General features: G+C 67.7%; 25 protein-coding genes. 9 read left to right on the forward strand and 16 right to left on the reverse strand.

Annotated features, from left to right (window positions below):
* Nucleotides 1-24: 24 nt before the first annotated feature.
* Nucleotides 25-1,602, forward strand: a complete 1,578-nt coding sequence (locus tag ACFQZZ_RS16610) for an MFS transporter (RefSeq protein ID WP_378680830.1) — start codon at nt 25-27, stop codon at nt 1,600-1,602.
* 110 nt (nt 1,603-1,712) lie between these two features.
* On the opposite strand, the gene ACFQZZ_RS16615 is transcribed toward ACFQZZ_RS16610, so the two are convergent.
* Entirely contained in the window at nt 1,713-1,856 is a 144-nt protein-coding gene (locus ACFQZZ_RS16615) for a hypothetical protein (RefSeq protein ID WP_378680833.1), read from the reverse strand.
* Nucleotides 1,857-1,882: 26 nt separating this feature from the next.
* Between ACFQZZ_RS16615 and cobG the strand changes: the two genes are divergently transcribed.
* Nucleotides 1,883-3,064 carry a precorrin-3B synthase gene (gene cobG / locus ACFQZZ_RS16620; RefSeq protein ID WP_378680836.1) on the forward strand — a complete coding sequence of 394 codons (1,182 nt, stop codon included), beginning with the start codon at nt 1,883-1,885 and terminating at the stop codon, nt 3,062-3,064.
* Nucleotides 3,065-3,156: 92 nt separating this feature from the next.
* On the opposite strand, the gene ddaH is transcribed toward cobG, so the two are convergent.
* Nucleotides 3,157-4,029, reverse strand: coding sequence for a dimethylargininase (ddaH, locus tag ACFQZZ_RS16625; RefSeq protein ID WP_378680838.1), 873 nt, complete (start codon nt 4,027-4,029; stop codon nt 3,157-3,159).
* Between the two features lie 138 nt (nt 4,030-4,167).
* On the opposite strand from ddaH, the gene ACFQZZ_RS16630 reads away from it, so the two are divergent.
* The 3 genes from ACFQZZ_RS16630 to cobJ are packed head-to-tail and all read left to right on the forward strand — an operon-like array spanning nt 4,168 to nt 6,950.
* Entirely contained in the window at nt 4,168-4,605 is a 438-nt protein-coding gene (locus tag ACFQZZ_RS16630) for an Lrp/AsnC family transcriptional regulator (RefSeq protein WP_378680841.1), read from the forward strand.
* A gap of 54 nt (nt 4,606-4,659) precedes the next feature.
* Nucleotides 4,660-5,295: a precorrin-8X methylmutase gene (locus tag ACFQZZ_RS16635; protein ID WP_378680844.1), complete on the forward strand. Its 636-nt coding sequence runs from the start codon at nt 4,660-4,662 to the stop codon at nt 5,293-5,295.
* A complete protein-coding gene (cobJ, locus tag ACFQZZ_RS16640; protein WP_378680846.1) occupies nt 5,292-6,950 on the forward strand; it encodes a precorrin-3B C(17)-methyltransferase in 1,659 nt (552 codons plus the stop codon). Before ACFQZZ_RS16635 ends, cobJ begins: the two co-directional genes overlap by 4 nt.
* Nucleotides 6,951-7,181: 231 nt before the next feature.
* Here cobJ and ACFQZZ_RS16645 read toward each other — a convergent pair whose 3' ends face one another.
* Together ACFQZZ_RS16645 and ACFQZZ_RS16650 are read right to left on the reverse strand one after the other, a co-directional pair.
* The gene (locus ACFQZZ_RS16645; RefSeq protein WP_378680848.1) at nt 7,182-8,408 is read right to left on the reverse strand and encodes an MFS transporter; all 1,227 of its coding nucleotides are present in this window, start codon (nt 8,406-8,408) and stop codon (nt 7,182-7,184) included.
* Complete coding sequence (locus ACFQZZ_RS16650; protein ID WP_378681827.1) at nt 8,408-9,040, reverse strand: GntR family transcriptional regulator; 633 nt, start codon at nt 9,038-9,040, stop codon at nt 8,408-8,410. Before ACFQZZ_RS16650 ends, ACFQZZ_RS16645 begins: the two co-directional genes overlap by 1 nt.
* Nucleotides 9,041-9,150: 110 nt before the next feature.
* Between ACFQZZ_RS16650 and ACFQZZ_RS16655 the strand changes: the two genes are divergently transcribed.
* A complete protein-coding gene (locus ACFQZZ_RS16655; RefSeq protein ID WP_378680850.1) occupies nt 9,151-9,681 on the forward strand; it encodes a PadR family transcriptional regulator in 531 nt (176 codons plus the stop codon).
* Between the two features lie 10 nt (nt 9,682-9,691).
* Here ACFQZZ_RS16655 and ACFQZZ_RS16660 read toward each other — a convergent pair whose 3' ends face one another.
* The 4 genes from ACFQZZ_RS16660 to ACFQZZ_RS16675 form a co-directional block, all read right to left on the reverse strand.
* A complete protein-coding gene (locus ACFQZZ_RS16660) occupies nt 9,692-10,441 on the reverse strand; it encodes a cobalt-precorrin-6A reductase (protein WP_378681829.1) in 750 nt (249 codons plus the stop codon).
* Nucleotides 10,438-11,031 (reverse strand): hypothetical protein, encoded by a 594-nt coding sequence (locus tag ACFQZZ_RS16665; protein WP_378680853.1) that lies wholly within the window; start codon nt 11,029-11,031, stop codon nt 10,438-10,440. Before ACFQZZ_RS16665 ends, ACFQZZ_RS16660 begins: the two co-directional genes overlap by 4 nt.
* A 111-nt stretch (nt 11,032-11,142) precedes the next feature.
* A complete protein-coding gene (gene cbiE / locus ACFQZZ_RS16670; RefSeq protein WP_378680855.1) occupies nt 11,143-12,375 on the reverse strand; it encodes a precorrin-6y C5,15-methyltransferase (decarboxylating) subunit CbiE in 1,233 nt (410 codons plus the stop codon).
* Complete coding sequence (locus tag ACFQZZ_RS16675) at nt 12,372-13,136, reverse strand: SDR family NAD(P)-dependent oxidoreductase (protein ID WP_378681831.1); 765 nt, start codon at nt 13,134-13,136, stop codon at nt 12,372-12,374. The genes cbiE and ACFQZZ_RS16675 overlap by 4 nt, the downstream gene beginning before the upstream one ends.
* Before the next feature lie 360 nt (nt 13,137-13,496).
* On the opposite strand from ACFQZZ_RS16675, the gene ACFQZZ_RS16680 reads away from it, so the two are divergent.
* On the forward strand, nt 13,497-13,904 hold the full coding sequence (locus ACFQZZ_RS16680) for a PPOX class F420-dependent oxidoreductase (protein ID WP_378680857.1): 408 nt from the start codon (nt 13,497-13,499) through the stop codon (nt 13,902-13,904).
* A 191-nt stretch (nt 13,905-14,095) separates the two neighbouring features.
* Here ACFQZZ_RS16680 and ACFQZZ_RS16685 read toward each other — a convergent pair whose 3' ends face one another.
* A complete protein-coding gene (locus tag ACFQZZ_RS16685; protein WP_378680861.1) occupies nt 14,096-15,223 on the reverse strand; it encodes a M24 family metallopeptidase in 1,128 nt (375 codons plus the stop codon).
* Nucleotides 15,224-15,661: 438 nt separating this feature from the next.
* Here ACFQZZ_RS16685 and ACFQZZ_RS16690 point away from each other — a divergent pair, with 438 nt between their 5' ends.
* Entirely contained in the window at nt 15,662-16,636 is a 975-nt protein-coding gene (locus ACFQZZ_RS16690) for a 5'-3' exonuclease H3TH domain-containing protein (RefSeq protein ID WP_378680864.1), read from the forward strand.
* Between the two features lie 166 nt (nt 16,637-16,802).
* Here ACFQZZ_RS16690 and ACFQZZ_RS16695 read toward each other — a convergent pair whose 3' ends face one another.
* From ACFQZZ_RS16695 to ACFQZZ_RS16725, 7 genes are all read right to left on the reverse strand, one after another.
* Nucleotides 16,803-17,546, reverse strand: coding sequence for a DUF4333 domain-containing protein (locus ACFQZZ_RS16695; protein WP_378680867.1), 744 nt, complete (start codon nt 17,544-17,546; stop codon nt 16,803-16,805).
* A 150-nt stretch (nt 17,547-17,696) separates the two neighbouring features.
* On the reverse strand, nt 17,697-20,399 hold the full coding sequence (locus ACFQZZ_RS16700; protein WP_378680870.1) for a DEAD/DEAH box helicase: 2,703 nt from the start codon (nt 20,397-20,399) through the stop codon (nt 17,697-17,699).
* 2 nt (nt 20,400-20,401) lie between these two features.
* Nucleotides 20,402-21,355 carry a twin-arginine translocase subunit TatC gene (gene tatC, locus ACFQZZ_RS16705; protein ID WP_378680873.1) on the reverse strand — a complete coding sequence of 318 codons (954 nt, stop codon included), beginning with the start codon at nt 21,353-21,355 and terminating at the stop codon, nt 20,402-20,404.
* A gap of 117 nt (nt 21,356-21,472) precedes the next feature.
* Entirely contained in the window at nt 21,473-21,760 is a 288-nt protein-coding gene (gene tatA, locus ACFQZZ_RS16710; RefSeq protein ID WP_378680876.1) for a Sec-independent protein translocase subunit TatA, read from the reverse strand.
* 87 nt (nt 21,761-21,847) lie between these two features.
* On the reverse strand, nt 21,848-22,861 hold the full coding sequence (locus ACFQZZ_RS16715) for a 2-dehydropantoate 2-reductase (protein WP_378681834.1): 1,014 nt from the start codon (nt 22,859-22,861) through the stop codon (nt 21,848-21,850).
* 11 nt (nt 22,862-22,872) lie between these two features.
* Nucleotides 22,873-23,862: a helix-turn-helix transcriptional regulator gene (locus tag ACFQZZ_RS16720; protein ID WP_378680879.1), complete on the reverse strand. Its 990-nt coding sequence runs from the start codon at nt 23,860-23,862 to the stop codon at nt 22,873-22,875.
* Nucleotides 23,859-24,854: a helix-turn-helix transcriptional regulator gene (locus tag ACFQZZ_RS16725; RefSeq protein WP_378680882.1), complete on the reverse strand. Its 996-nt coding sequence runs from the start codon at nt 24,852-24,854 to the stop codon at nt 23,859-23,861. The genes ACFQZZ_RS16720 and ACFQZZ_RS16725 overlap by 4 nt, the downstream gene beginning before the upstream one ends.
* Nucleotides 24,855-24,934: 80 nt before the next feature.
* Between ACFQZZ_RS16725 and ACFQZZ_RS16730 the strand changes: the two genes are divergently transcribed.
* A complete protein-coding gene (locus ACFQZZ_RS16730; protein ID WP_378680885.1) occupies nt 24,935-25,231 on the forward strand; it encodes an MTH1187 family thiamine-binding protein in 297 nt (98 codons plus the stop codon).
* The last annotated feature ends 24 nt before the right edge of the window (nt 25,232-25,255 follow it).

A 25,255-nucleotide genomic window follows, 5' to 3' on the forward strand; every position in this document is an offset into this window, starting at 1 on the left:
CGTACTGTTATGTCGGGAGGCCCGATGGATTCCACCGACCGCATCACCACGCGGCTCTCCCCTAAGCAGCGGTGGACGTTGGTGATGTCGTGTCTGGCGGTGGCATTGGTCATCGCGTCGATGGCCGCGCTCTACACCGCACTACCGGAGATCGCAGGCCGCACCGGTGCCACCCAGCAGCAGCTCACCTGGATCGTCGACAGTTACACGCTGGCGCTGGCCTGCCTGGTCCTGCCCGCGGGTGCGCTCGGCGACCGGTACGGACGCCGCGCTGTCCTGATCTTCGGGCTCCTGTTGTTCTCCGTCGCCTCGGCGACGCCCTTGCTGCTCGACGGGCCCGCCTGGTTGATCGGCGCCCGAGCCGCGGCCGGCGCGGGCGCCGCGCTCGTGATGCCTTCGACCCTGTCGCTGCTGACCGCTGGATTCCCGCCCGCCAGAAGGGGAAACGCGGTGGGCATCTGGGCGGGCGTCGCGGGTGCCGGAGCGGTGCTCGGGATTGTCGGTTCCGGTCTGCTGCTGGAACGCTGGTCATGGTTGTCGGTTTTCGTGGCCATGACCGTGGCTGGTGTCGCGCTACTGATCGCCGGGTTCACCATCCCCGAATCGATCGACGACCAACGGCCCGCCATGGATCCGTGGGGAGCGACCACCGTGATGCTAGCGGTCGGCCTGATCGTGGTCGGCGCGATCGAAGCGCCGGTACGCGGGTGGCTGGACCCGGTGGTGATCAGCACCTTCGCCTGCGGCGTTGCGGGCGCGGTGACCTTCGTGTTCATCGAATTGCGAGTCGAGCACCCCTTGCTGGATGTGCGCCTGTTCGCCGGACGCGGTTTCGGCAGCGGCACCGCGTCGGTGACCGTTCAGTTCCTGGTGACATTCGGTGTGTTCATGCTGCTCGTGCAGTACCTGCAACTGATTCTCGGCTATCGACCGCTGACCTCGGCGCTGGCCATGGCGCCGATGGTCGTTCCGCTGATGGCGATTTCGATGGTCGCGCCGTGGCTCGCCGAACGATTCGGGCTGCGGATACCGACCTTCGTCGGGCTGATGGTGCTCGGCATCGGGCTGCTCGCCATGGCCCGGCTCGATCTCGACAGCACCTATCTCGATCTGTTGTGGCCGCTGCTGGTGATGAGCGCCGGCCTCGGATTGTGCACCGCGCCCGCGACCGCGGCGATCATCGCGGGCACCCCGGTCGAAAAGCACGGCGTTGCGGCGGCGGTCAACGACGCGGCCCGCGAGGTCGGCGCCGCCATCGGTATCGCGATCGCGGGCAGCATCCTCGCGGCCGGCTACAGCAGTCGAATCGCGCCCGCCCTGCCTCGACTGCCCGAACAAACTCGCGGCCCCGTCGCCGACTCCCTGGCCGCCGCCCTACAGATCACCGAACGAGCAGGACCCCAAGCCGCGCCACTGGCCGATTTCGCCAAAGCAGCCTTTATCCACGGAGCCCAGCAAGCCTCTCTCGCACTGGGATTCATCGCAGTGGCCGCCGCCGTGCTCGTTGCCGCGTGGGCACCTGGCAATCGACGACACCTCACCCGACCCGACGCCGGCGCGGTGCACGCCGGCCGCACTCGATCGGATTCGCCGATCGGGTAGCCGAACGCCCTGGCTACCGAACAGTCCGGCGCTGACTGTCGTGTGGGCCGGGATCTTCGATCCGAGCTGGCGGCTCGAGCTCGAGGTGATCGCGGCCGATCGACGACAGCTCAGGTCAGGACGGCGTTCCCTTCGATGACTTTGAGGTGGTAGTGGAAACGGTTGACGCGCCAGCCTGCATCGGTGCGTTCGGCGCCGAGGGTGTAGCTGCCGATGAAGGTGCGGGTGGTGCCGTGCGTGGCATCGTTCTTCAAGTGGCGGGTCGTACTCTGGATGGGTCATGACACGTACAACTTCCGACTCCTGCCCCGGCGTGCTGCGGCTGCATCAGGCGACCGACGGACCGCTCGCTCGTATCCGGGTGCCCGGCGGACTGCTGGCATCGCAGCAGCTACAGGCCCTGGCCGACGCCGCCCGCGACCTCGGCGACGGGAACATCGAACTGACCTCGCGCGGCAATGCGCAGCTGCGTCGGGTGCGCGACGCGGGTGAGCTGACCACGCGGCTGGAAACCGCCGGGCTGCTGCCGAGCCATACACATGACCGGGTCCGCAATATCGTCGCCTCGCCGCTGGCAGGCCGCATCGGCGGTCGGGCCGATGTGCACGGACTCGTATCCACCCTCGACGCCGGACTGCTCGCCGCGCCTCGGCTGGCCGACCTGCCCGGGCGCGTGCTGTTCACCTTCGACGACGGCCGTGGCGACGTCAGCGGTCTCGGCGGCGATATCGGCGTGCACGCGGTCGACACCGCCGAATTCGCACTCCTGCTGGCCGGGCGCGACACCGGCATCCGGGTTTCCGCCAACGATGCCGTCGATGTCATGCTCGCGGCGGCACACAGCTTCCTCGACCTGAGCTCCGGCCAGTGGCGGCTGCACGAAATCGCGGACGGTGTCGAGCGGGTCGCCGACCTCCTCGGTCTGGCACCTGGCGCCGATCGACTGGAACTCGGTGCCACGCACGATATTCCGATCGGCTGGCTGACCCAGGACAACGGCCTGGTCAGCCTCGGCGCCGGGGTACGGCTCGGGTCGCTGCCCGCCCGCACCGCCGAATTCATCGCCGCCGTCGAACGACCGGTGTTGGTCACCCCCTGGCGCAGCCTCGTCATCACGGACCTGGACGAGTGGCCCGCCGAGCAGGTGGTCCGAGTGCTCGCCCCGATGGGCCTGATCTTCGACGCCAACTCCCCCTGGCTGCTCGTCAGCGCCTGTGCAGGACAGCCTGGCTGCGCAAAGTCGATCACCGACGTCCGTGCCGACGCAAGCGCGGCGGTGGAATCGGGTCATGTGCAACCCGATCCGACGACTACCGATGCATCGACCGCTACCATCTTCGCTGCCGACGCGGTGACAGTGGGCGGGCGTCAGCACTGGTCGGGCTGTGACCGTCGCTGCGGCAGACCGCGTGGTGCGGTGACCGATGTGGTCGCCACCCCGGACGGCTACCGCGTCGACTGATCGACCTCCTGCGAGAAATGCACCGCCGCATGACGATTGACCAAGACGAAGCCTGACGACCTGGCCCCGTCCGCGGCCCTGGCCGAGCCCTGCTAGGCCGCGCTCTCCTCGATCCTCGGGTCGTCGTGGATTTCCAGGGTGCAGCACTTGACCCCGCCGCCCGCCTTCAGCAGTTCCGACAGGTCGAGGCCCACCGGGTGGTACCCATTGGCCCGCAACGTCTCGATCAGTTCGACCGCCCTGTCGCTGACGAAGACGTTGAGTCCGTCGCAGACGCCGTTCAGGCCGAGCACCACCGCATCCGCGTCGGTGGCGACGATCGCGTCCGGGTACAGCTCAGCGATGAGCGTGCGGCTGGCCGCGCTGAAGGCGGGCGGGAAGTACGCGATGTTCGCGTCGTCGAGCGCCATCATCGCCGTATCCAGATGATAGAACCGCGGATCGACCAGTTCGAGGGACACCACCGGCAACTCGAAGAAGCGTTCCACTTCCCGGTGTGCGGCAACCGAACTGCGAAACCCGGTCGCCGCGAGGATCCGATCACCCACGAGGAGGAAATCGCCTTCGCCCTCGTTCACCTCCTGCGCGCCGACGAGTTCGGTCAGTCCACGCTGGGCGAACCACCTGTGATACGCGGGGCCTTCGGCGGCGCGCTCGGGATGGGTGAAACGCGCTGACAGCGCCCTATCACCAACGATGAGTCCGCTGTTCGCGGCGAACACCATGTCGGGCAGACCCGGCTCGCCGGGAACCAGGTCGACCTGGTGGCCGTACTGCTCGAAGGTCGAGCGCAGGGTTTCCCACTGGTCGAGGGCGCGGGCCCGGTCGACCGGCTCCGTCGGATCCATCCAGGGGTTGATCGAATAGAAGACGTCGAAGTGGTCGGGGCGGCACATCACGAACCGTCGTGGCGATGGCTGCCGGGGTGATGCGGGCTCGTTGTGGAGCGTGGCAACGGAGGTCAACGTGTCTCCCGAAGATAGGCGCGGATCATTCGACTGACACGAAGGTAATTCGCCTACTATTGCGTCAGAAACAACGATTCATTGCGCAGATATACCGTGCAGCGAAGAATCGTTGCGTATCGAGAGAACGGGTGTGGCGTGGACGACATCGACCGGCGGATTCTGGCCCACCTGCTCAGGGCGGCGCGCGCGTCGTTTCAAGAGATCGGCGCGAAGGTCGGCCTTTCGGCGCCCGCGGTCAAGCGCCGCGTCGACAAGATGGTCGCCAGCCGACAGATCACCGGATTCACCGCCATGGTCAATCCCGCCGCGCTCGGCTGGAAGACCGAGGCCTACGTCGAGGTCTACTACCGCGACAACATCACCCCGGCCGAGTTGCGGCGCAGCCTCGAACCGATCCCTCAGGTCGTCGGCGTCTGGACGATCGCGGGCGAGGCCGACGCGCTGGTCCACGTGATGGCCACCGATATGGCCGAGATCGAGTCGACCGTCGAACGCATCCGTGAGAACACCCGCGTCGGCCGCACCCGTAGCTCCATCGTCATGTCGCGCATCCTCGAGCGGCCGAGGACCTGACCAGGTGCCACCCGCGCCGACCCGGCTCGGCAGGCACCTCATAGGCTGGTCCGCATGTCCGACCTACGTGCCAGCTACCTCACCGACGGGGCCGAGATCTATCGGCGCTCGTTCGCGACGATCCGCGCCGAGGCGGATCTGAGCGCGTTCCCGCCGGATGTGGCGCAGGTGGTGGTGCGAATGATCCATGGGTGCGGACAGGTGGATCTCGCACAGGACGTGGCCTTTTCGAGTGGCGTTGTGGCGGCCGCGCGTGCCGCGCTGCGCGCCGGTGCGCCGATCCTGTGTGATGCCAACATGGTCGCGTCAGGCGTGACGCGCAAACGGTTGCCCGCCGATAACGACGTGCTCTGCGCGCTCACCGATCCGCGGGTGCCGGAACTTGCCGCCACGCTGGGCAATACGCGCTCGGCCGCGGCACTCGAGCTGTGGCGGGATCGGCTCGACGGCGCCGTGGTCGCCATCGGGAACGCACCGACCGCACTGTTTCATCTGCTGGACATGCTCGACGCGGGCGCGCCACGACCGGCCGCCGTCCTCGGCATCCCCGTCGGTTTCATCGGCGCCGCCGAATCCAAGGACGCGCTGATCGACTTCGGCGGGATCGAATTCTTGACCGTACGCGGCAGGCGCGGCGGCAGCGCCATCACCGCGTCGGCGCTGAATGCGATTGCGAGCGAACAGGAATGACGAACGGCATCGTCCATGGCAAGTTGTGGGGCGTCGGACTCGGCCCCGGCGACCCGGAACTGGTGACAGTGAAAGCGGCCAGGATCATCGCAGCGGCCGATGTGATCGCCTTCCACAGCGCCCGGCACGGGCGCAGCATCTCGCGCGCGATCGCCGCACCGTACATGCGCGAAGGGCAACTGGAAGAACATCTCGTCTACCCGGTGACCACCGAGACCACCGACCATCCCGGCGGGTATCAAGGCGCCATCGACGAGTTCTACGAGGAGGCGGCCGAGCGTCTCGCGACACATCTGGCGGCGGGCCGATCGGTGGCGCTGCTCGCGGCGGGCGACCCGCTCTTCTACAGCTCCTACATGCATATGCACCGTCGCCTCGCCGACCGATTCGACGCCGAGATCATCCCCGGCATCACCTCGGTCAGCGCCGCCTCCGCAGCCCTCGGCACCCCGCTGGTGGAGGGCGAGCAGGTGCTCACCGTACTGCCGGGCACCATGCCCACCGCAGAACTCACCCGGCGCCTGCGCGACACCGAAGCGGCCGCCATCATGAAACTCGGCCGCACGTACCCCGGTGTGCGCCAGGCACTCTCCGACTCCGGCCGACTCGACGACGCCTACTACATCGAGCGCGCCAGCTCCGACCGGCAACGCGTACTGCGCGCCGCCGACGTCGACGACGCCGATGTGCCGTACTTTTCCATCACCTTGGTGCCGGGTCCACAGCCGACAACCCCACTGCGCCTTGCGAATAGCGCGCAGGCGCAGGCGCAGCGCAAGGTCGCGACCGACATGGCCGTTGCTCACCTCACCGATACCGAGCAGGCACAACACGTCAACATCCCCGCGGCGGCATCGGACACTGCCCACCCGGCGGCGGCCGAACCCGGTGGGGACGCTTCGTTCGGCGGGCCGGGAGGAGTAGTCGTGGTCGGGCTCGGTCCCGGCTCGGCGGACTGGACCACGCCGGAGGTGCATCATGCCCTCGCCGAGGCCACCGATCTCGTCGGGTACACCACCTATATCAACCGGGTACCGGAACGCCCCGGGCAGCGCAGGCATGCCAGCGACAACCGGGTGGAATCCGAACGTGCCGCGATGGCACTGGATTTGGCCAAGCAGGGCGCGAAGGTAGTGGTCGTCTCCTCGGGTGACCCCGGGGTGTTCGCCATGGCCGCGGCGGTGCTCGAGGAATCCGCCGACCCGCAGTGGGCGGGCGTACCGGTGCGGGTGCTGCCCGGCCTCACCGCCGCCAACGCCGTCGCGAGCCGGGTCGGCGCTCCACTCGGTCACGACTACGCGATGATCTCGCTGTCGGACCGGCTCAAACCGTGGGAGGTTGTCGCACAACGTCTCTCGGCGGTAGCTGCCGCCGACATGGCGATAGCCATCTACAACCCGGCCTCCTCCCAACGCACCTGGCAGGTCGGCGCGATGCGGGATCTGCTGCTCGAGCACCGCAAGCCCGACACTCCCGTGGTGATCGGCCGCGACGTCGGCGGCCCGACCGAGTCCGTCCGCGTCGTCCTCTTGGCCGAACTCGACCCCACCGAGGTCGACATGCGCACGTTGCTCATCATCGGCGCATCCACCACAGCCGCGATGGACACCGACCAGGGCCCTCGCGTCTACACCTCGCGGCGCTACCAACGCTGATCGACCGGGACGAGACCGTCGATCAGCGGACACGGCGTGCTCGGCGCGTCGCGACTCGTACGGCTCGCATCGCGACAACCCGAGGTGATCTCGGCTAGCCCCGTCACCGGCCACCGCAAACCGCTCCATAACACCGAACCAGTCGACCGGCTCTCGGCCTCGGTCAACCAGCCCTCGTCACCCAGGGGCTGCCGGACGAACCCGGCATCGTGCGACGGTCGGACGGACCGGTCAGCTTCGGTAGTTGCGGGTGACCACTGCCAGGCACCCGAGCGCGGCGAGACCAGCAGCGGCGAACATCGTCGGGTAGCCGAGGCCCGCGGCCTGGTGCAGGAAGGCGAGCAGAGCAGGGACGCCGAAGCCGAGGTAGCTTGCCGAGTAGAAGACGGCGGTGAGTCCGGCCAGATCGTCGGGGCGGGCGATGCGTTCGATTTCCTGCAGTCCGGCGACCAGACCGATGCCGTATCCGGCGCCGAGCACGACCGCGGTGACGACAGTGGCCCAAAGGGTCAGGGTTCCCGAAGTCCAAGCGGCCGAGACCATCCCGCAGGTGACCAGAGCCAACGCCACCACTGCGGCGCGGGCAGTGCCGGGGCGGTCGATGCGCCTGGCCACCGATTGAATCGCGAACCCGCAGCCAAGGGTGATGACGGTGATCAGTGCCGAGAACGCGACCGGTGCATCGTGCACCCGTGGCGCCATCAGTGTCGGCATCACCGCGTAAGCCGTTGCGGCAGAGGTGAACAGCCACAGTGCGACCGGCAATGCCACGTATCGGAATCGGCGGTGCGCGGCGGCCGGTACCTTGATGTCGTCGACCATACGACCCGGATTCTCCTGCGGGAGGACTGTTTCCGGCGCACGGGCCACCCAGGCCGCGGCTACCAGACACAGCAATGCGTTGATCAGATACGCGAGAGTGTTCGGCAAAGGGGCCCACTGGGCAAGCACTCCGGCCACGCCAGCGCCGACAGCAAAGCCGCCGGTGAGGCTCATGGCCGAGCGTCGCGCGCCGGTGCCCGCGGGCAGTTCCGGCCCGAACGGCGGCTGGGAGAGCTCCTTCAGCCAACTGCTGCCCACCGCCATCGCCAACCCCAGTGCCACCCCGCACAGCACCCGCCCGGCCGACAGCACCGGCACGGATGCGGACCCGAATGCCAGCAGCAGCGACCCGGCGGCGGCGATCAGCGGCGCCGGACGCAGCAGCTGGCGACGGCCGTAGCGGTCCGACAGCGGTCCGCCGATCAGCAGCGCGGGCACAATGCCGAGCACGTACTCGAACAACAACAGATCCACCGTGGTGACTGGCAGTCCGTTGTTCTTGTACATCACCAGCAGCGGGGTGAATTCGTTTCCGCCCCAGGCGATCGCGAACATGGCCGCGGCAACGCCCCACCACCGTTTCGATGTGGTCCGGAGCTCCGGCGGCCGAGCATCGACGGTGGTGAGCGTTGCCATCACAGTCCCCTCAGTTCCAGCTGGTGCACACCGGACAGGTGCTCGACGAGCGCGCCGGCGAAGCCGGCCACGTCGCCCGCCTCTATCAGGTCGGCGAGCCGCGCGTGCTGCTCGATGATGCTGGCGATATCCGTCGAACCTCGGTGCAACGCAGCGCTGTTCATCCGGCGCTGCCGTTCGCGCAGCGAGTCGTAGAAACCGGTGAGCAGCGGGTTGCCCGCGGCGACCACATAGGTGCGGTGGAAGTCGGTGTCCGCCACGGCGAACGTGTCGAAGTCCTTGGTGTCGGCCAGTTCTCGCTGCCGGTCGAGCGAGGCCTGCAGCGCCGCCGTCAACGCCGAGCGATCGGCGGCGACCAGTGCGCGCACCGCCCCGATCTCCACGATGTACCGCGCATGCGCCACGTGCTCGGCCTCCGCGGGCGGGATCGGTACGATCAGCGCGCCACGTTTGGGATAGAGCTTCATCCACCCCGCTGCCTCGAGCCGCAGGAACGCCTCGCGCACCGGTGTCCTGGACATACCGAGATCGGCGGCGATCTCACCCTCACTGATCAACTCACCGCCCGGCAGCGCACCCGTGAGAATGCGCTCTTTCACCTCGTGAAACGCACGCTCAGCCGATGAATACATCTTAGACACAAGTTGTATCTTAGATAGATCGCGAGAAGGGCTCTTCGCTCGCCCCCAGCCCGTCATATAACATTCCATTATGGAACATTGAGTGCGAAGGGAGCTGTCCGTTGACGAATACCGCGACACAACGCAAGCCGTTGAATTCCACGGCCGCGTCACTGCTCGGGTTTCTGCACGAGGGTCCGATGTCGGGGTGGGACCTGGTGTCCACCGCACAGGATCGCATCGGCGATTTCTGGACGATCACCCAGAGCCAGGTGTACCGGGAGTTGGCCACGATGGACGCGGGCGGCCTGGTCCAGAAGGGCGAGCCGGGAGCGCGGGAGCGGACCCCTTATCTGATCACCGATGCCGGGCGCGAGGCATTCCTGGAGTGGATCGCCCGCGATCCGGGTGGCGAGACCATTCGGGTGCCGTTGCTGCTGACGATGTCTTTCGGCGAACACCTCGATCCCGACCATCTCGACCAGATCATCGCCGCGAACCGGGAGATCCACCAGCAGCGGCTCACCAGGTACCTGGGCGAGGACTGCACCGGGATGCCGCCGCACCGGCGCGCCACGCTGGAGTTCGGAATCGGCTACGAGCGGGCAGTACTCGAATGGTTGGATCGGTTGCCGACGCTCCTTGGCCGCTGAGAGGACGCGCTCAGCCGCGAGTACGGGCTCTCGCGCGCAACCACTCCCAAGCCTCCGGCACAGTCTCCACGACGATCGCGTCGGCCGGGAGCGCGGGCCGCTCGATCACGACGACCGGGATACCCACGGCGCGGGCCGCGAGGAGTTTGGCATCGGTCTGATCTCCACCGCTGCCTTTGGTGACCAGCACGTCGATGCGATGCAGCGCCAGCAGTCGCGATTCATCCGCGAGGGCGAAAGGGCCACGCGCAAGCAGTAATTCGTGGCGCGGCGGCAGCGCGCCGTCAGGCGGGTCGATGGCGCGGATCAGAAACCACGGCTCGGTCAGTCCGGCGAAAGCGCCGACGCCCTGGCGACCGATCGTCAGAAACACTCGATCGCCCATTCCGGCAACGGTTGCCGCGGCAGCATCGAGATCGGGCACGCGGATCCACTTGTCCCCCGGCCCTTCCGACCATCCGGGGCGACGCACATGCAGCAGCGGCAGAGTCAAACTTGTTGTGGCAATGGCCGCGTTCGCACTGATCGTGCCCGCGAACGGATGCGTCGCATCGATCACGATCTCGATGGCGTTGGCTACGAGCCATTTTCGCAGACCCTCAGCACCACCGAAACCGCCGACCCGCACCGCGCCTTCGGGCAGCAACGGGTCGCGAACGCGTCCGGCGAGCGAGGAAACGATGTCGAATCCTCGCTCGCCGGACGCGATGTGGGCGAGTTCCCTGGCTTCCCGGGTACCGCCCAGAATCAGAGTTTTCAGGGCTGGCCGCTGAAGTAGGCGATGCCCGCATTGATCAGGCTCGGTCCGCCCGCGATGAGCAGGCCGATGAGCGCGCCCACCGGCAGACCGATGCCGAAGAAGAAGAACCCGATGACGGCACCGATGAGGGCACCGAGCGACGCGCGCTGCAGTTCGGCGAAGAACCAGTCCTGCGACGCACCGATTTCGGCCGCGGACGGCGCGGAAGCGGTCGGCTTGACCTCGGGGGTCAGCGTCAGCCGCTGCGCCACGGGATCGATGGTGGCCGCGATCGGGATGATCTCCCCGTCCGCCACCTTGGCCTCGAGCGGGATCGAGGTGACGACCGTGCCGGCCTCGTTCTTCACCGTGACGTACCGTTTGTCGGCGTCGAGGCTGAACGCGCCACCGGTCAGGGTGGTCACGATCGTCTTATCGACGATTTGCACCGCGTAGTTGACGTTCTGATCCTCGCCCGTGACGGTCGGCGAGGTGGTCTGGCTCTGCACCGCGGGTGCGGGTGCGGACGGCGCAGCGTAGGACGTTCCGGCCGCGATACCCGTGGCGGCAATGGCCAACAGCGAGGTAGCGGCGAACTTCTTGTACTTCATCAATCTCCCAATCAGGAACCGGATTTCCGATCACAATCGGATCTCGGGCCCGACCCTACCCGTTCATCTCAGTCTGTATCGCCCTCTGATCGAGGCTTTCACAGCGAGTCCTCACGCTTTGCGCACCGACCACTGCGCCACCGGTAGTTGCGGGCGCCATGCCGTGAAGGTCCCCAATGGTTCCGCCCGGTAAATCTGAAACTTCCGCAGTTCGCCACCGTGCGCTTTTGCCCAGGTCAGCAGTAGGGCCTCCGATTCCGCGGTCACGGCGTTCGCCACCAGTCTGCCGCCGTGGCGCAGATGCGACCAGCATGTCTCGAGCAGGCCATCCTGGGTAACCCCACCACCGACGAAAATGGCGTCAGGAGGTGCTGATTCGGTCGATTCGACCTCGGTGCGCACCTCCCCGCGCACGACGACGTGCGGGACACCCAGGGCGGCAGCATTGGTGGCGATCTGCCGCCGCCGGTGCTCGAGCCGCTCGAAGGTGACCGCCCGGCAGTTCGGGTGCGTGCGACACCATTCGATCGCAATGCTGCCCGAGCCACCGCCCACATCCCACAGCAGTTCCCCCGGCGCTGGCGCGAGGGCCGCAAGGGTCAGGGCACGCACTTCTGATTTGGTGAGCTGCCCGTCGCCACCGAACAGCCCATCCGAGAGCCCCGGGATCCTGGTCGCACGCGGGCCCTCGGCATCCGCGACGCACTCGACCGCCACGATATTCAGCGGATCACCCACAGGCAGGCCCCAGCTCTGCGCGGTCGCTGCCCGGATCTGCTCATCCGGACCACCCAACTGTGCCAACACCGTCACCGTCGACGCACCGAGCCCATTGCCGCGCAACAGCTCCGCGATCCGCCCCGGAGTATGTTCATCCGCGCTGAGCACGAGCACCCTGCGCCGATCCGTCAGCTCCGGCAGCACCGTCTCCACCGGCCGCCCGACCGCACTGACAACAGGCACTTCGGCAAGCGCCCACCCCAGCCGCGCACACGCAAGCGACGCCGACGAAGCCTGCGGCAGCACCCGCAAGGCCCCCGCACCGAACAGCCGCGCCAGCGTCACTCCGATCCCATAGAACATCGGATCCCCACTCGCCAGCACACAGATCCGCGCCCCGGAATACCGCTCGAACAACCCGGACAACGCGGGCACCAACGGCGACGGCCACGCCACCCGCTCAACCGCCGAATCCACCGGTACCAAAGCCAACTGCCGCTGCGCCCCGAACAGCACCGCACACCCCGCGATCGCCTCCCGCGCCACCCGCCCGAGCCCCTCCCACCCGTCCGCCCCGATCCCGACGACCACAATCGGCGGCCCCGACCACGACGCCGCGGTCACCGCGGCATCCGCCGCCACACTGCTTGTGGCAGTAGGCGCATCACGAAGAACGCCGGTTGCAGCACCCGCGGTACCCACACCCGACTGGCACGGCGACGCAGACCGTCGACCACGGCGGCGGCGACTCGGTCCGGCGTGCTCGAAAACGGAGCCGGGTCCATGCCCGCTGTCATCCGCCCGATCACGAAGCCGGAGCGGACCAGCAGTAGGTGAACGCCACTGCCGTGCAAGGCATCCGAGAGCCCGCTGGCGAAACCGTCGAGTCCGGCCTTGGCCGAGCCGTACACATAGTTGGCCCGCCGCACCCGCACCCCCGCGACCGAACTGAACACCACCATCTGCCCGTCACCTTGTGCGCGCAGCAGATTCGCCAGCGTGGTGAGCACACTGATCTGCGCAACGAAGTCGGTATGCACCACCGCGAGCGCATGCGCCGGATCCCGCTCCGCCCGCACCTGATCTCCCAGCACCCCGAACGCGAGCACCGTCACCCCGAGCCCGCCGTGCTCAGCCACAAGCTTCTCCAGCAACGCCGGATGACTCGCCGTGTCATCGGCATCGAACTCGACGCAATGCACGGCCGACGCCCCCGCAGCCCGCACAGCCGCACTCTCCTCGGCCAACTCGCCACTACGCCGTGCCGCGAGAATCACCACCCGCCCCGGCGCCAACCGCCGCGCCACCTCGAGCCCGATCTCACTGCGCCCACCGAGTACCAACACCGGCCCATCAGCAATTCCGCCGCCACCACGCAATCCCATGCGCCCAGTCTGCTCCCCCACCCCTCCACACCTTGCGCCGACCATCCGGTGCAGCCGGATATGCCGCGGGGACCAGCAGCTATGTGCGCCGACGACGCTATCGAGCCGCAGCGAGCTTCGCCCTGCGACTGGAGTCAAGACGTCCACGTCCAATCTGCTGAACACAACCAGCAGCGACATGCCGGACACTGAGCCGCCTGTGACCATGCCGACCATCCCGCCAGCGTCGTGCCTCACCAGTCGACGCGGACCACACGCCGACATGTTTAGGGCGGTGCAGCGCCGACCCGGATTGAGGCCGAGTTCGGCGGTCGGACAGGCGCTACCGGCTCGAGTATCAATCACGACTACGGTCGGGGCATGCCGATCAGCACAACGCAGCTGTCCCCGACCGCGCTCGATTTCGTCACCGAGCGGCACCTTGCGACATTGACCACGTTGCGCGCCGATGGCACGCCGCACGTTGTCGCGGTCGGGTTCACCTGGGATCCCGAGGCCGGGATCGCGCGGGTCATCACCAATGACGGATCAGTGAAAGTGCGGAATGTGCGCCGGTCCGGGTACGCGGCTGTCAGCCAGGTGGACGGTATTCGCTGGCTCACGCTCGAAGGGCCCGCAGCTGTCCTCGACGATCCGGAAAGCGTCGCCGAGGCGGTCGATCGCTACGCGGGCCGCTACCGAGTGCCTCGGGAGAACCCGACGCGTGTGGTGATCGCGATTCAGGTACAGCGGGTGTTGTCGAGCAGCACCCTTACGACCGCCAGCTGAGGTAGGACGCCACTGCGGCGAGTGTCGTCGAACAGCACGCCAACGACCGCCAACCGAGGCACCACGCCCCACGGCGGGTGTCGGCGAGCAGCGCACTTTCGACCGCTGGCCTTGGTACGACGCCACGGCGGGCGGATGTAGTCGAACAGCACGCCAACGACCGCCGGCGGAGGCACCGCGCCGCTGCGGCCTTACAACACTGTCAGGCCGTGTGGGCGGTTGTTCATCGACTCGCAGCCGTCCTCGGTGACCACGACAATGTCTTCGATTCGGGCGCCCCAGTCGCCGCGGAAGTAGATGCCGGGCTCGATGCTGAATGCCATGCCGGGCTGCAGGATCAGGTCGTTGCCCGCGACGATGTAGGGCTCCTCATGGACGGACAGGCCGATGCCGTGGCCGGTGCGGTGCACGAAGGCGGGGCCGAAACCGGCGGCGGTCAACGGGTTTCGCGCCGCCGCGTCGACCGACTCCGCGGTGACGCCGGGGCGAACGGCGGCGACGGCGGCGGCCTGGGCCTGTTCCAACTCCGCGAATTGTGCGGCCACTTCCGCTGTCGGGTCGCCGAGCACGTAGGTGCGGGTCGAGTCGGAGAAGTAGCCGGGCTCGACGGGGCCGCCGATATCGATCACGACCACATCGCCGGGCTCGATTACCCGCTGCGATACCTCGTGGTGCGGGTCCGCGCCGTGCGGGCCGCTGCCCACGATGACGAACGCGGCAGCGGTGTGGCCCTCCTCGACGATCGCGGCCGCGATGTCGGCGCGCACCGCCGCCTCGGTCCGCCCGGCTCGCAGCCACTCGCCCATCCGTGCGTGCACCCGGTCGATCGCGGCACCGGCCCTGCGCAGCGCGTCGATCTCGGCGGCATCTTTGATCATGCGCATTTCGCGCAGCACGGGGGTAGCCGAAACCGGCAGGCCGCTAAAGGATTCCGCCAGCGGCAGCAGGTGCAGCGCGGGCATGGCATCGGTGACGGCGACGCGAGAACCGACATGCAGCGCCGACTTCACCACCTGATACGGATCGGTGCCGTCGACCCAGTCCAGCACATGCAGGCCGAGATCGCCCGCCGCCGAAGCCTCCAGTGCCGCCAGCTCCAGCTTCGGGATCACCACCGAGGGAGTAGCACCGTCGGACGGGATCACCAGACAGGTGAGCCGTTCGAAGGATTCGGCCGCCGACCCGATCAAGTACCGCAAATCCGGTCCCGGTGTGATCAGCAGGGCATCCAGATGAGCAGCCCGCATCAGCTGCACGGCCCGCTCGAGCCGATTACCGTAGACGTCCGCCGCGAATCGTGACTCCGTGTGCGAGCTCATACCCCTCGACGTTACCCGCCGCCGCTGCCCGACAACCCGAATACCCTGTTTCAGCAACAGCGGCCGCCGCACACGATGGGGCATGACCTGTGGCCGCCCAACACCGTTCGTCGATCAGCACCGCCATAGATGACGAAGGCTCGCCGCACCTCGGCGCTCGACGCACTGCCCTGCTCGGCCGTCGCCTGTGCGACCAACGCCGAACCCCGAGCCGACTGACCTACAGGCTTCCGTCGCCGAGACCTGGTCACCGAACATCGAGCAAGCACCCAACGCCGACACCGAACACCCCGCGAGCCGAACGCGAGCACCCGAGCAGCCTTCCGGCGCCCGTCACCACGCATCGAGTCGGCGGCCACGACCCGGTTCGTCGGCCAGAGGTCGAGTCCGTGACGCAATCACCGAGACTTGCCGGGGCGGGCAGGTAGCCTCACCTGGGTGACTTCAGCCGCGACTTCCGGTGGACCCCTGCTGTTGCTCGATGGAGCGAGCCTATGGTTCCGCGCGTTCCATGCGATCCCCGAGAAGATCGCCGCTCCCGACGGTCGTTCGGTGAATGCGGTGCGCGGTTTCACCGACATGGTCGCGTCGCTCATCACCAAGCATTCGCCGAGCAGGCTGGTTGTCTGCCTCGATCTGAATTGGCGGCCGACGTTCCGGGTGGAGTTGGTGCCGTCGTACAAGGCGCACCGGCTCGACAGCTCGGCAGGCGCCGCGCCGGGCGCCGAGGAGGTACCGGATCGGCTCACCCCGCAGGTCGAGATGATTCTCGAGGTGCTCGCAGCGGCCGGAATCGCCACCGGTGGCGCGGACGGGCTGGAAGCCGACGACGTGCTCGGGACACTGGCCACCCAGGAGCGCACCGACTCGGTGGTGGTCGTCAGCGGTGATCGTGACCTTTTGCAGTTGGTACGCGACGAGCCTGCGCCGCCGGTCCGGGTGCTCTACGCGGGTCGCGGACTGGCCAAGGCCGAACTGTTCGGCCCCGCCGAAGTGGCCGCGAAATACGGTGTGCCCGTCGCGAATGCCGGACGGGCCTACGCAGACATGGCCACGCTGCGCGGTGACGCGTCGGATGGCCTGCCCGGGGTCGCGGGAATCGGCGACAAGTCCGCCGCGGTATTGATCTCCCGCTTCGGTTCACTCGAGGCGCTGCAAGCCGCCGTGGACGATCCGGCAGCGGATCTTTCACAGACTGTGCGCGCCAAGCTGCGGGCCGCCGAGACTTACCTGAAAGCCGCCGCCCCGGTGGTCCGGGTGGTGTGCGACGCGGAGGTCGAACTGTCCCGCCCGGATACACTTCCCGCAACTCCGGCCGACCCGGATCGCTTGCGCGAGCTGGCCAGCGCATTCAATGCCGAAAGTCCCATCGCACGCTTGATCACCGCGATGACCGTGGCCCACTCTTCCTGAGGTGGGCACCGCGCCGACCACGACGTCATGCCTCCAGGTGCCGCACCAAGCGCGCGGATCTGGGTGACCTCGGCACAGTGTCAGCCCAGCGCAGCGCCCGGCGGAATTCCGCTCCGACAAACGCACCGGACGCCCGCGCCGCAACGCGGGCGTCCCGGTATCCGAGTCAGTTGGGGCGGCCGACCTCGTAGGTGCCGTCGTCCTTGGTGATCTTGACGGTGACCTTCTTCTGCTCACCGCTGACCTTCAGGCTGCAGGTAAAGGTCGCGTCGACCTCGACCTTCTGGCCGGCGGGGCAGGACACGTCGGCGACGTCCTGGATGCCGTAGGAATCCGAGAGCACCTTCGTGACGCCGTCCTGAACTGCGGCGTTGTCCAGCTCATCCTTGCTGGTCAGCACAAGGACCAGGGCGACGATGGCGCCGAGCACGAGGAGCGCACCAACACCTAGGCCGATGAAAAGGCCTTTGCCCTTACCGCCGCTCTGCGTCGGGATCTGCTGAGCCTGCCCCCATTGTGGCTGCTGACCCTGCTGACCCCACTGCGGCTGCTGGCCCTGCTGACCCCAGTCCTGCTGCGGCGGCTGGCTGGGCTGCTGACCCCACTGCGGCTGACTGGGCTGGCTGGGCGGCTGCTGACCCCACTGCGGCTGGCTCGGCTGGCTGGGCTGCTGACCCCACTGCGGCTGATTCGGCTGGCTGGGCGGCTGCTGACCCCACTGCGACTGCGGTGCCGGCGGCTGATCGCCCCACTGCTGGGTCGGCGGCGCAGTCTGCGGCGTCTGTGGCTGACCACCCCACGGCGACGGCGACGAGCCACCGGGTGTCTGCTGTCCGCCCCACTGCTGGGTGGGGTCGTTGCGTCCCTCCCCGGGACCAGGGGCGTCGTTCGGTCCGTACGGGCCGCTCATCTGCTTGCCTCCACTCGCATCGTTGTACATACGGTAGCCCCCCGCGTGAGACTCGTCGCAGAACAGGACCAATCCCATTTCCGAACCGATCCTGTCCGACTCCTCCGCCACGGTCGGTACGCGAAAGAAATCAAATCACAATCGAATCGGCTACGCCGCGTCCACCGCAACGACACCCCGTCGGATTGCGCGCACCGCCTTCGCCGCGGTCCCGGCGATCACCGGATCGTCGGCGGTGCCGTGGATCTGATCGAGCAAGTCGATCACCTGCCTGCACCAGCGCACGAAATCGCCCGCGGACAGCGCGGTGCCCCGATCGCCGCTGGCCAGCAACGACTCGGCCAACCCGTCGCCGCGCGCCCATTTGTAGACACCGGTGACGAACCCGAGATCCGGTTCCCTGGTCGGCTGCAGCTTGTGCCGCGCCTCGTCGGAACGCAGTTGCGTCCACACCTCGACAGTGCCGCCGACCGCCCGCCGGATCGGCTCCGTCGGTCCGCTCGCGCCGAGATATCCACCCTCCTGGCGTGATTCGTACACCAGGATGGACACCACGGCAGCCAATTCGGCGGGCCCGAGTCCACGCCACAGCCCCTGGCGCAGGCATTCGGCGACGAGCAAGTCACTTTCCGCGTAGATCCTGGCCAGCCTGCGACCCTCCGCGGTCACCTCACCCTCATGCACGAACCCACGCTCCTCCAGCAGCGCAAGGATCCGGTCGAAGGTGCGGGCCAGCGAGTTCGTCGTCGCGGCAACCTTCTGGCGCATTGTCTCGGTCTCGCGAGCCAACCGGTTGTAGCGCTCGCCGACCCGGCTCATCTGCTCGCGATCGGACCGGGTGTGCGCCGGATGCGAACGCAGGCTGCGCCGCAGCGTATCCAATTCCCGATCGTCGGCCGCTTTGGATCGCTGGCCACGCCGCTGCCGACCCGGCACCGAGATTCCGGTGCTGCGCAGCGCCGAGGCCAGATCACGGCGAGTACTCGCGGTACGGTGATCGACCCGGCGGGGCAACCTCATGTGGCCGAGCGCCTTCGCGGGCACCGGGAAATCGGCCACCGATACCCGGCCCGCCCATTTGTCCTCGGTGAGCACCAGTGGGCGCGGGTCGCCCGGCGTGGCGTCCGGCTCCAGGATGACCGCGAGCCCGGCGCGGCGCCCGGACGGAATCGCCACCACATCACCGCGGCGCAGGGACGTCAGCGAACTCACCGCGGCACCGCGGCGGTCGGAGCGGCTCTGCTGTTCGATCTGCCGTTCCCGCTGCTTGATCCGCTCGCGCAGCGAAATGTATTCGAGGAACTCACCATCCGCGCCGCCGAGCTGCGTGCGCAGCTTGCGCAATTGATCTTCGTTGCGCTCGATGCCGCGCACCAGCCCCACCACCGAACGGTCGGCCTGGAACTGCGCGAACGAGCGCTCGAGCAGGGCACGCGCCTCGTCGGCGCCCATCCGATCGATCAGATTGATCGACATGTTGTAGCCGGGCCGGAATGAACTGCGCAGCGGATAGGTCCGCGTCGACGCGAGACCGGCCACCGCGCTGGCATCGACCTCCGGCTGCCACAGCACCACCGCGTGGCCCTCGACGTCGATGCCGCGCCGGCCCGCACGGCCGGTCAGCTGGGTGTATTCGCCCGGGGTGAGCTCGGCGTGCGACTCACCGTTGTACTTGACGAGGCGCTCCAGCACCACAGTGCGCGCGGGCATGTTGATGCCCAATGCCAGCGTCTCCGTAGCGAATACGGCCCGCACCAGCCCCCGCACGAACAGTTCCTCGACGGTGTGCCGGAAGGCGGGCAGCATGCCCGCGTGGTGCGCGGCCAGGCCGCGATGCAGCGCCTCGCGCCACTCCCAGTAACCGAGCACCTCGAGATCGTCCTTCGGCAGATCTCCGGTGTGCTTCTCGATAATGGCGTCGATAGCCTCGGTCTCGTCGTCGCGGCTCAGGTCCAGCCGCGACCGCAGGCACTGCGCGAGCGCACCGTCGCAGCCCGCCCTGCTGAAGATGAAGGTGATCGCGGGCAGCAGCCCTTCCTCGTCGAGCTTGGCGAGCACCTCGGGCCGCGGCAGCGGGCGGAAGTCCCGACGCGGTCCGCCCCGACCGTTGCGCGGTCCACCCCAGCCGTTCATCCGGTCCGCGGACTCGCGCTGCCGGATGTAGCGGACCAGGTCTTCGTCGACGAGGATCTTCTGGTCGCTGGAATCGGTGTCGAACAGATCGAACATCCGACGCCCGACCATCACGTGCTGCCACAGCGGCACCGGGCGCGTCTCGTCGACCACCACGGCGGTGTCGCCGCGCACGGTCTCCATCCACGCGCCGAATTCCTCGGCATTGCTGACCGTCGCGGACAGGCTGACCAGCCGCACGTCGGGCGGCAGATGCAGGATGACCTCTTCCCACACCGCGCCACGGAATCGGTCGGCGAGGTAGTGCACCTCGTCCATCACCACGAAGGCCAGCCCGCGCAGCGCGTCCGAGGAGGCGTAGAGCATGTTGCGCAACACCTCGGTGGTCATCACCACCACCGGCGCATCCGGATTGATCGACTGGTCACCGGTGAGCAAACCCACCTGATCACGGCCGTGCCGTTCGGTGAGATCGGCGAACTTCTGGTTGGACAACGCCTTGATCGGCGTGGTGTAGAAGCACTTTCCGCCCGCAGCCAGGGCCAGATGCACGGCGAACTCACCGACGACGGTCTTGCCCGCACCGGTCGGCGCGCACACCAGCACGCCGTGCCCGCCCTCGAGAGCCGCACAGGCGTTGCGCTGGAATGGATCCAGGGTGAAACTCAGCTCGGCAGAAAACTTTGCCAGCTCGCCTACCTGCGACCGGTGATATGACACCGTCAGAGGGTATCGGAGTAGTCCGACATCGGTCGCGCGGATTTCTCCGGCGGTTCGACGATGGATTCCGAGGGCCGGATCGGCTCGGGACCGCTCAGTGAGGATGCTTCCTCATCCGAGAGCGCCGCCAAAGATTCGGCTTCCTTACGGGCACGGCGGCGGTCGTTGATCCGCGCGAACTGCACGGCCACCTCGAACAGGACGGTCAGCGCGAGGGCGAGGGCCAGCATCGAGAAGGGATCCTGCGGGGTAACAATGGCCGCAAAGACGAAGAGCCCGAAGATGATTCCACGCCGCGAGGACTTCAGCCGCGCGTAGCTCAGCACCCCGACCATGTTCAATCCGATGACCAGCAACGGTGTTTCGAAGCTGATGCCGAAGATGATCAGCAGCTGGATGATGAACCCGAAGTACTGCGAACCGCTCAACGCCGTGATCTGCGCGTTGTTGCCGATGCTGAGCAGGAAGCTCAACGCGTGGGCGACAACGACATACGCCAATACGGCGCCCGTCGCGAACAGCACGGAGCCCGACGTGACGAAGCCGACCGCGTACTTGCGCTCCTTCGCGTACAGACCGGGGGTGATGAACGCCCACAACTGGTACAGCCAGATCGGCGCGGCCAGCACGACGCCCGCCGTCATGCCCACCTTCAAACGCAGCATGAACTGCTCGAACGGGGCCGTCGCCAGCAACCGGCAGGCGCCGTCCGGTGTGAGCGAGGCCCGCGAGGACGCGGGCAGCGAACAGTACGGCCCGAGCAGGACATCGCCGAGGCTCTCGATGCCGAAGATCGTGTGCGAATACCAGAAGAAACCGAACATCGTGGTCAGCAGGACCGCGGCGATCGAAATCAGTAGTCGGCTGCGCAGCTCTTGCAGATGCTCGACCAACGACATGGTGCCGTCGGGATTCGTCCTGCGCTTGCTGTGCCGAGGATCGAACGGGATTCGCATGGTGGTGTGTTGGCCCCTGGGTTGGATGTGCCCGCGTCGGCGGCGGTGCCGGCGATTCGGCGGGCAACAGCGCTATGCCCGGAGCGAGTTCGACTCACCCCGGCACTGAAGCTCGACTCAGAGCGACTTCGGCTGGGCCTGGGGCTCCGCTACGGTCGCCTGCGGCTGGACGATCGTCGCCTGCGGCTGGGCGACGGGTGCCTGCTGCAGTTCCTGGACCGGTTGCTGAACCGGTGCCGCGTTTGCCGGGGTGGTGCTCTCGCTCTGCATCTGGCTGACCTCGCTCTTGAAGATGCGCAACGACCGACCCAGGCTGCGGGCGGCGTCGGGCATCCGCTTCGCGCCGAAGAACATCACGAAGAGCCCGGCAATGATCAGCCAGTGCCAGATGCTCAGACTGCCCATGGTTAACCTCCCAAGAATGTGGTAGCTCCGATGCTACCGGACCATGACATGGGCGAACGCCCACGTCGGTACTCGTTTGCCGGGCGTTCAACCCCGGCCGGTGGCGGCCGCCGCCCGCAGCTGTTCCAGCAGTTCCGGACCAGTCCAGGTGCGGCTATCGCCGTGTTCGGCGGCCACGATCAATTCGATCAGTCGTTGATTCACCGGCGTCGGTGCCCCGACCATGGCGCCGAGGCTCACAATTTCGCCGCACAGCCAGGAGATTTCGGTCTTGCGGCCGAGCGCGAGATCGTCGGCCATTGATGAACGCGCGACCGGGTCGATCGCCAGCACCTGGCCCGCAACCCGGCGGAAGATCCCATCCGGAACGGTCAGCAGCCGGGCCATCAGCCGCGGCGGCAGTGGCGTCAGCCGGGCCGGGCGAATTCGTGCTCTGTTCATCGCGGCGAGCGCTTCGCTCTGGGTGAGCGCCAGGCAGCGTCGGTAATTCCGGTCGGCCAGTTCCTCGCGCAGCGGTCTTCCGGACAGGGCGTTGATGGGATTGTTGAGATTGAGCAGCAACTTGGCCCACTGCACCGGCAGCAGGTCAGAATGCCGACGCAGCGGCAGCCCGGCCCGCGCGAAGACCTCGACGAACGGCTCCAGCGCCGGATCCTCCTGCACCGAGAGCCCGCCGTCGGTGCCGCGATGGAAGCGGCCGTCCGCGTGATGGACGACGTTGAACATCACCATGCCCGCCAGCACCACGCAGGTGGGCAGGACATCCCGGATCACCGCATCGTTGCCGATCCCGTTCTGCAGGCTCAACACCACGGTGCCGGGGCGGATCTTGCCGGCCAGCTCGCGCACGGCCTCGGAGGTCGCCGCCGATTTCACCGCGACGAGCACCAGATCCGCCGACCCGACGTCCTCCGGTTCGGTGGCGACGCGGAACCCGTCTGCGGCGACCACGTCCGCACCGCCGTCGAGATCGGTCAGGCGTAGCCCGGACGCGGTGATCTCATCCAGCGCGCGACGCCTGCCGACGAACGTCACGTCCGCGCCGGCGGCCGCCAGCTTGCCGCCGACGAAAGTGCCGATACTCCCGGCACCGAGCACCATTACGTGACAGGTCACGCCGGCCCAGCTTCCTCTAGTTCAACCTCGTCGTACGCCGCGAGCGCGGCATTCGAGCGTTCGCGCACCGCGGCGACCAGCTCCGGCGGGCCGAGCACGGTGACGCCGGAGCCGAAGCCGAGCAGCAGCCGAGCCATCCAGTCCAGGGTGGCGAACCGCATGGTCACCTCCAGGCTGCCGTCGGGATGCACGGCCAGCCGATGCATCGGATATTGGTCGAGCACCCAGCCGTAGTCGCCGCCAATCCGCAAGCGGGCCAACGGAACCGCGGGATCGTCCTGGAACAGGTCGAGCGCGGCGGACTCCTCGGTCGCGTGGCTCGGCGGGCGCGCAGGCTCATCGAGTTCGGTGGCGGCCTCGATCCGGTCGAAGCGGAACAGCCGCACCCCTTCGGCCTGCCTGCACCACGCCTGCAGATAACTGTTGTTGTCCACCAAGACGATCCGAATGGGATCGACGACCCGTTCGGACACCACATCGCGACTGGCCGAGTAGTAGACCAGCCGCAGCGCGCGCTGGCGGGCCAGCGCCGAGCGCACCGTCGCCACCGCGGGAGCCTCGACCGGCGCGGTCGAGGACTCCACCGACCCTGCCCCTTCGGCGGATCCGCCGTTGGAGATGGCCGACTCGATCTTCGCGATCGCCGCGTGCGCCGCGGTCGGATCGACCATGCCCGGCATATCCACGATCGAGCGCAACGCCACCAGCAGCGCTGTCGCCTCGGTGGAGGTCAGTCGCAACGGTCGGTCGATCCCCGCCGAGAAGGTGACCTCGATGCTCTCCTCGGAGAACGACAGGTCGATCAGGTCACCGGGTCCGTAGCCGGGCAGCCCGCACATCCACAGCTGATTCAGGTCACCCATCAGCTGTTTGGTGGTGACGCCGAGATCGACGGCCGCCTCGGCGGCGCTGATGCCGGGGTGGGCGATGAAGTACGGGATCATGTTCAGCAATCGCGAAAGCCGAACGGACAAACGCGAAGTCACGCGGTAACCTCCGTGCGATCGAAGACCGAGCGTAGTCTCGCGACGACATCGGCGCGCAACTCCTCCGGTGTGAGCACCACCGCATCCGGTCCGAGCCCGGTGATCAACCGGGCCAGCCAGTCGCGAGAGCGGATGGGCAGCTCGACCACCACACCATGACGAGCGCCGATCGTTCGTTCGCCGGTGATCCGGCCGAGTCTGCGGATTTCCCTGCCATGGTCGTCGGCCACCCACACCGTGGCCGAGCCGGTCACCGGGGCACTGCCGGTGACGGTGTCGACGATCGCGCGCAGGTCCACCCCGTCCGGCTTGCTGACCGCGTTCGGCGGACCATAGGCGGTCACGTCGTCACCGATCCGCGACAGCCGGAAGCTGCGCACCGCGTCCCGGTCCCGATCGTGGCCGACGAGGTACCAGCGACCGTGGTGGGTCACCACGCCCCACGGCTCCACGTCACGCATGAGATAGGGCGCGTTGACGGCGCCACGGTGTTCGAACCGCACCGCCTGCCCCGCATCGATGGCCGTCAGCAGTTTGCCGAGAACCGGCTCCGAACCTCGCGTGCGCGCCGGCACCGCGGGCACCGAGGCCACAGCGGCATCGGTTTCGACGTGGATCCCGGCCGCACGCAGCTTGAGCAGCGCACCCTCGGCGGCGGCCGCGAGCTCCGGCGATTCCCACATCTGCACGGCGACCGCGACCGCGGCAGCCTCCTCGCTGCTCAGGTCGATCTCGGGCAGCTCGTAGGCGTCACGGTTGATCCGGTAACCCTCCATCGTGGAGTACCGGCTCACCGGCCCGACCTCGAGCGGAATGCCCAGGTCGCGCAGCTCGTTCTTGTCCCGCTCGAACATCCGGCTGAACGCCTCGTCGCTGACCGACTCCTCGTAGCCGGCGACACTGTCCCGAATCCGCTCCGCGGTCAAGAACTGCCGGGTCGACAGCAGCGCGATGACCAGATTCATCAGCCGCTCGACCTTGGATATCGCCACCCGAACAGGGTAATGGGCGGGGCCGAAGAACGGCGCGGCGGCGCACTATTCACGCGCTACGGACATGTCACACTTACCGGATGATCGTCGCCTTCTCCGTGACCCCGCTCGGCGCCGGCGTCGACGTCGGCCGTGCCGTCGCCGAAGCGGTCCGGGTGGTCCGGGCCAGCGGACTGCCGAACCGCACCGACGCCATGTTCACCACGATCGAGGGCGAATGGGACGAGGTGATGGGTGTGGTGAGGCAGGCCACCGACGCCATCCTCGCGGTCGCGCCTCGGTGCAGCCTGGTGATCAAGGCCGACATCCGGCCCGGCGTCACCGACGCGATGACCGCGAAAGTCGAGACCGTCGAGCGGTACCTGGCGGAGTCATAGGACGCACATTCGGGACCTATTCGC

This window comes from Nocardia sp. GCM10030253, assembly GCF_042675075.1.
Lineage (GTDB): Bacteria > Actinomycetota > Actinomycetes > Mycobacteriales > Mycobacteriaceae > Nocardia.

Excerpts from the sequence above, each read along its gene's own strand:
- ACFQZZ_RS16680 (WP_378680857.1), top strand. The coding sequence starts at position 13,497 with ATGCCGATCAGCACAACGCAGCTGTCCCCGACCGCGCTCGATTTCGTC.
- cobJ (WP_378680846.1), top strand. The coding sequence starts at position 5,292 with ATGACGAACGGCATCGTCCATGGCAAGTTGTGGGGCGTCGGACTCGGC.
- tatA (WP_378680876.1), bottom strand. The coding sequence starts at position 21,760 with ATGGGCAGTCTGAGCATCTGGCACTGGCTGATCATTGCCGGGCTCTTC.
- ACFQZZ_RS16665 (WP_378680853.1), bottom strand. The coding sequence starts at position 11,031 with ATGAAGTACAAGAAGTTCGCCGCTACCTCGCTGTTGGCCATTGCCGCC.
- cobG (WP_378680836.1), top strand. The coding sequence starts at position 1,883 with ATGACACGTACAACTTCCGACTCCTGCCCCGGCGTGCTGCGGCTGCAT.
- ACFQZZ_RS16635 (WP_378680844.1), top strand. The coding sequence starts at position 4,660 with ATGTCCGACCTACGTGCCAGCTACCTCACCGACGGGGCCGAGATCTAT.
- ACFQZZ_RS16650 (WP_378681827.1), bottom strand. The coding sequence starts at position 9,040 with ATGTATTCATCGGCTGAGCGTGCGTTTCACGAGGTGAAAGAGCGCATT.
- ACFQZZ_RS16610 (WP_378680830.1), top strand. The coding sequence starts at position 25 with ATGGATTCCACCGACCGCATCACCACGCGGCTCTCCCCTAAGCAGCGG.
- ACFQZZ_RS16730 (WP_378680885.1), top strand. The coding sequence starts at position 24,935 with ATGATCGTCGCCTTCTCCGTGACCCCGCTCGGCGCCGGCGTCGACGTC.
- ACFQZZ_RS16685 (WP_378680861.1), bottom strand. The coding sequence starts at position 15,223 with ATGAGCTCGCACACGGAGTCACGATTCGCGGCGGACGTCTACGGTAAT.
- ACFQZZ_RS16695 (WP_378680867.1), bottom strand. The coding sequence starts at position 17,546 with ATGAGCGGCCCGTACGGACCGAACGACGCCCCTGGTCCCGGGGAGGGA.
- ACFQZZ_RS16675 (WP_378681831.1), bottom strand. The coding sequence starts at position 13,136 with ATGGGATTGCGTGGTGGCGGCGGAATTGCTGATGGGCCGGTGTTGGTA.
- tatC (WP_378680873.1), bottom strand. The coding sequence starts at position 21,355 with ATGCGAATCCCGTTCGATCCTCGGCACAGCAAGCGCAGGACGAATCCC.
- ACFQZZ_RS16645 (WP_378680848.1), bottom strand. The coding sequence starts at position 8,408 with ATGGCAACGCTCACCACCGTCGATGCTCGGCCGCCGGAGCTCCGGACC.
- ACFQZZ_RS16715 (WP_378681834.1), bottom strand. The coding sequence starts at position 22,861 with ATGGTGCTCGGTGCCGGGAGTATCGGCACTTTCGTCGGCGGCAAGCTG.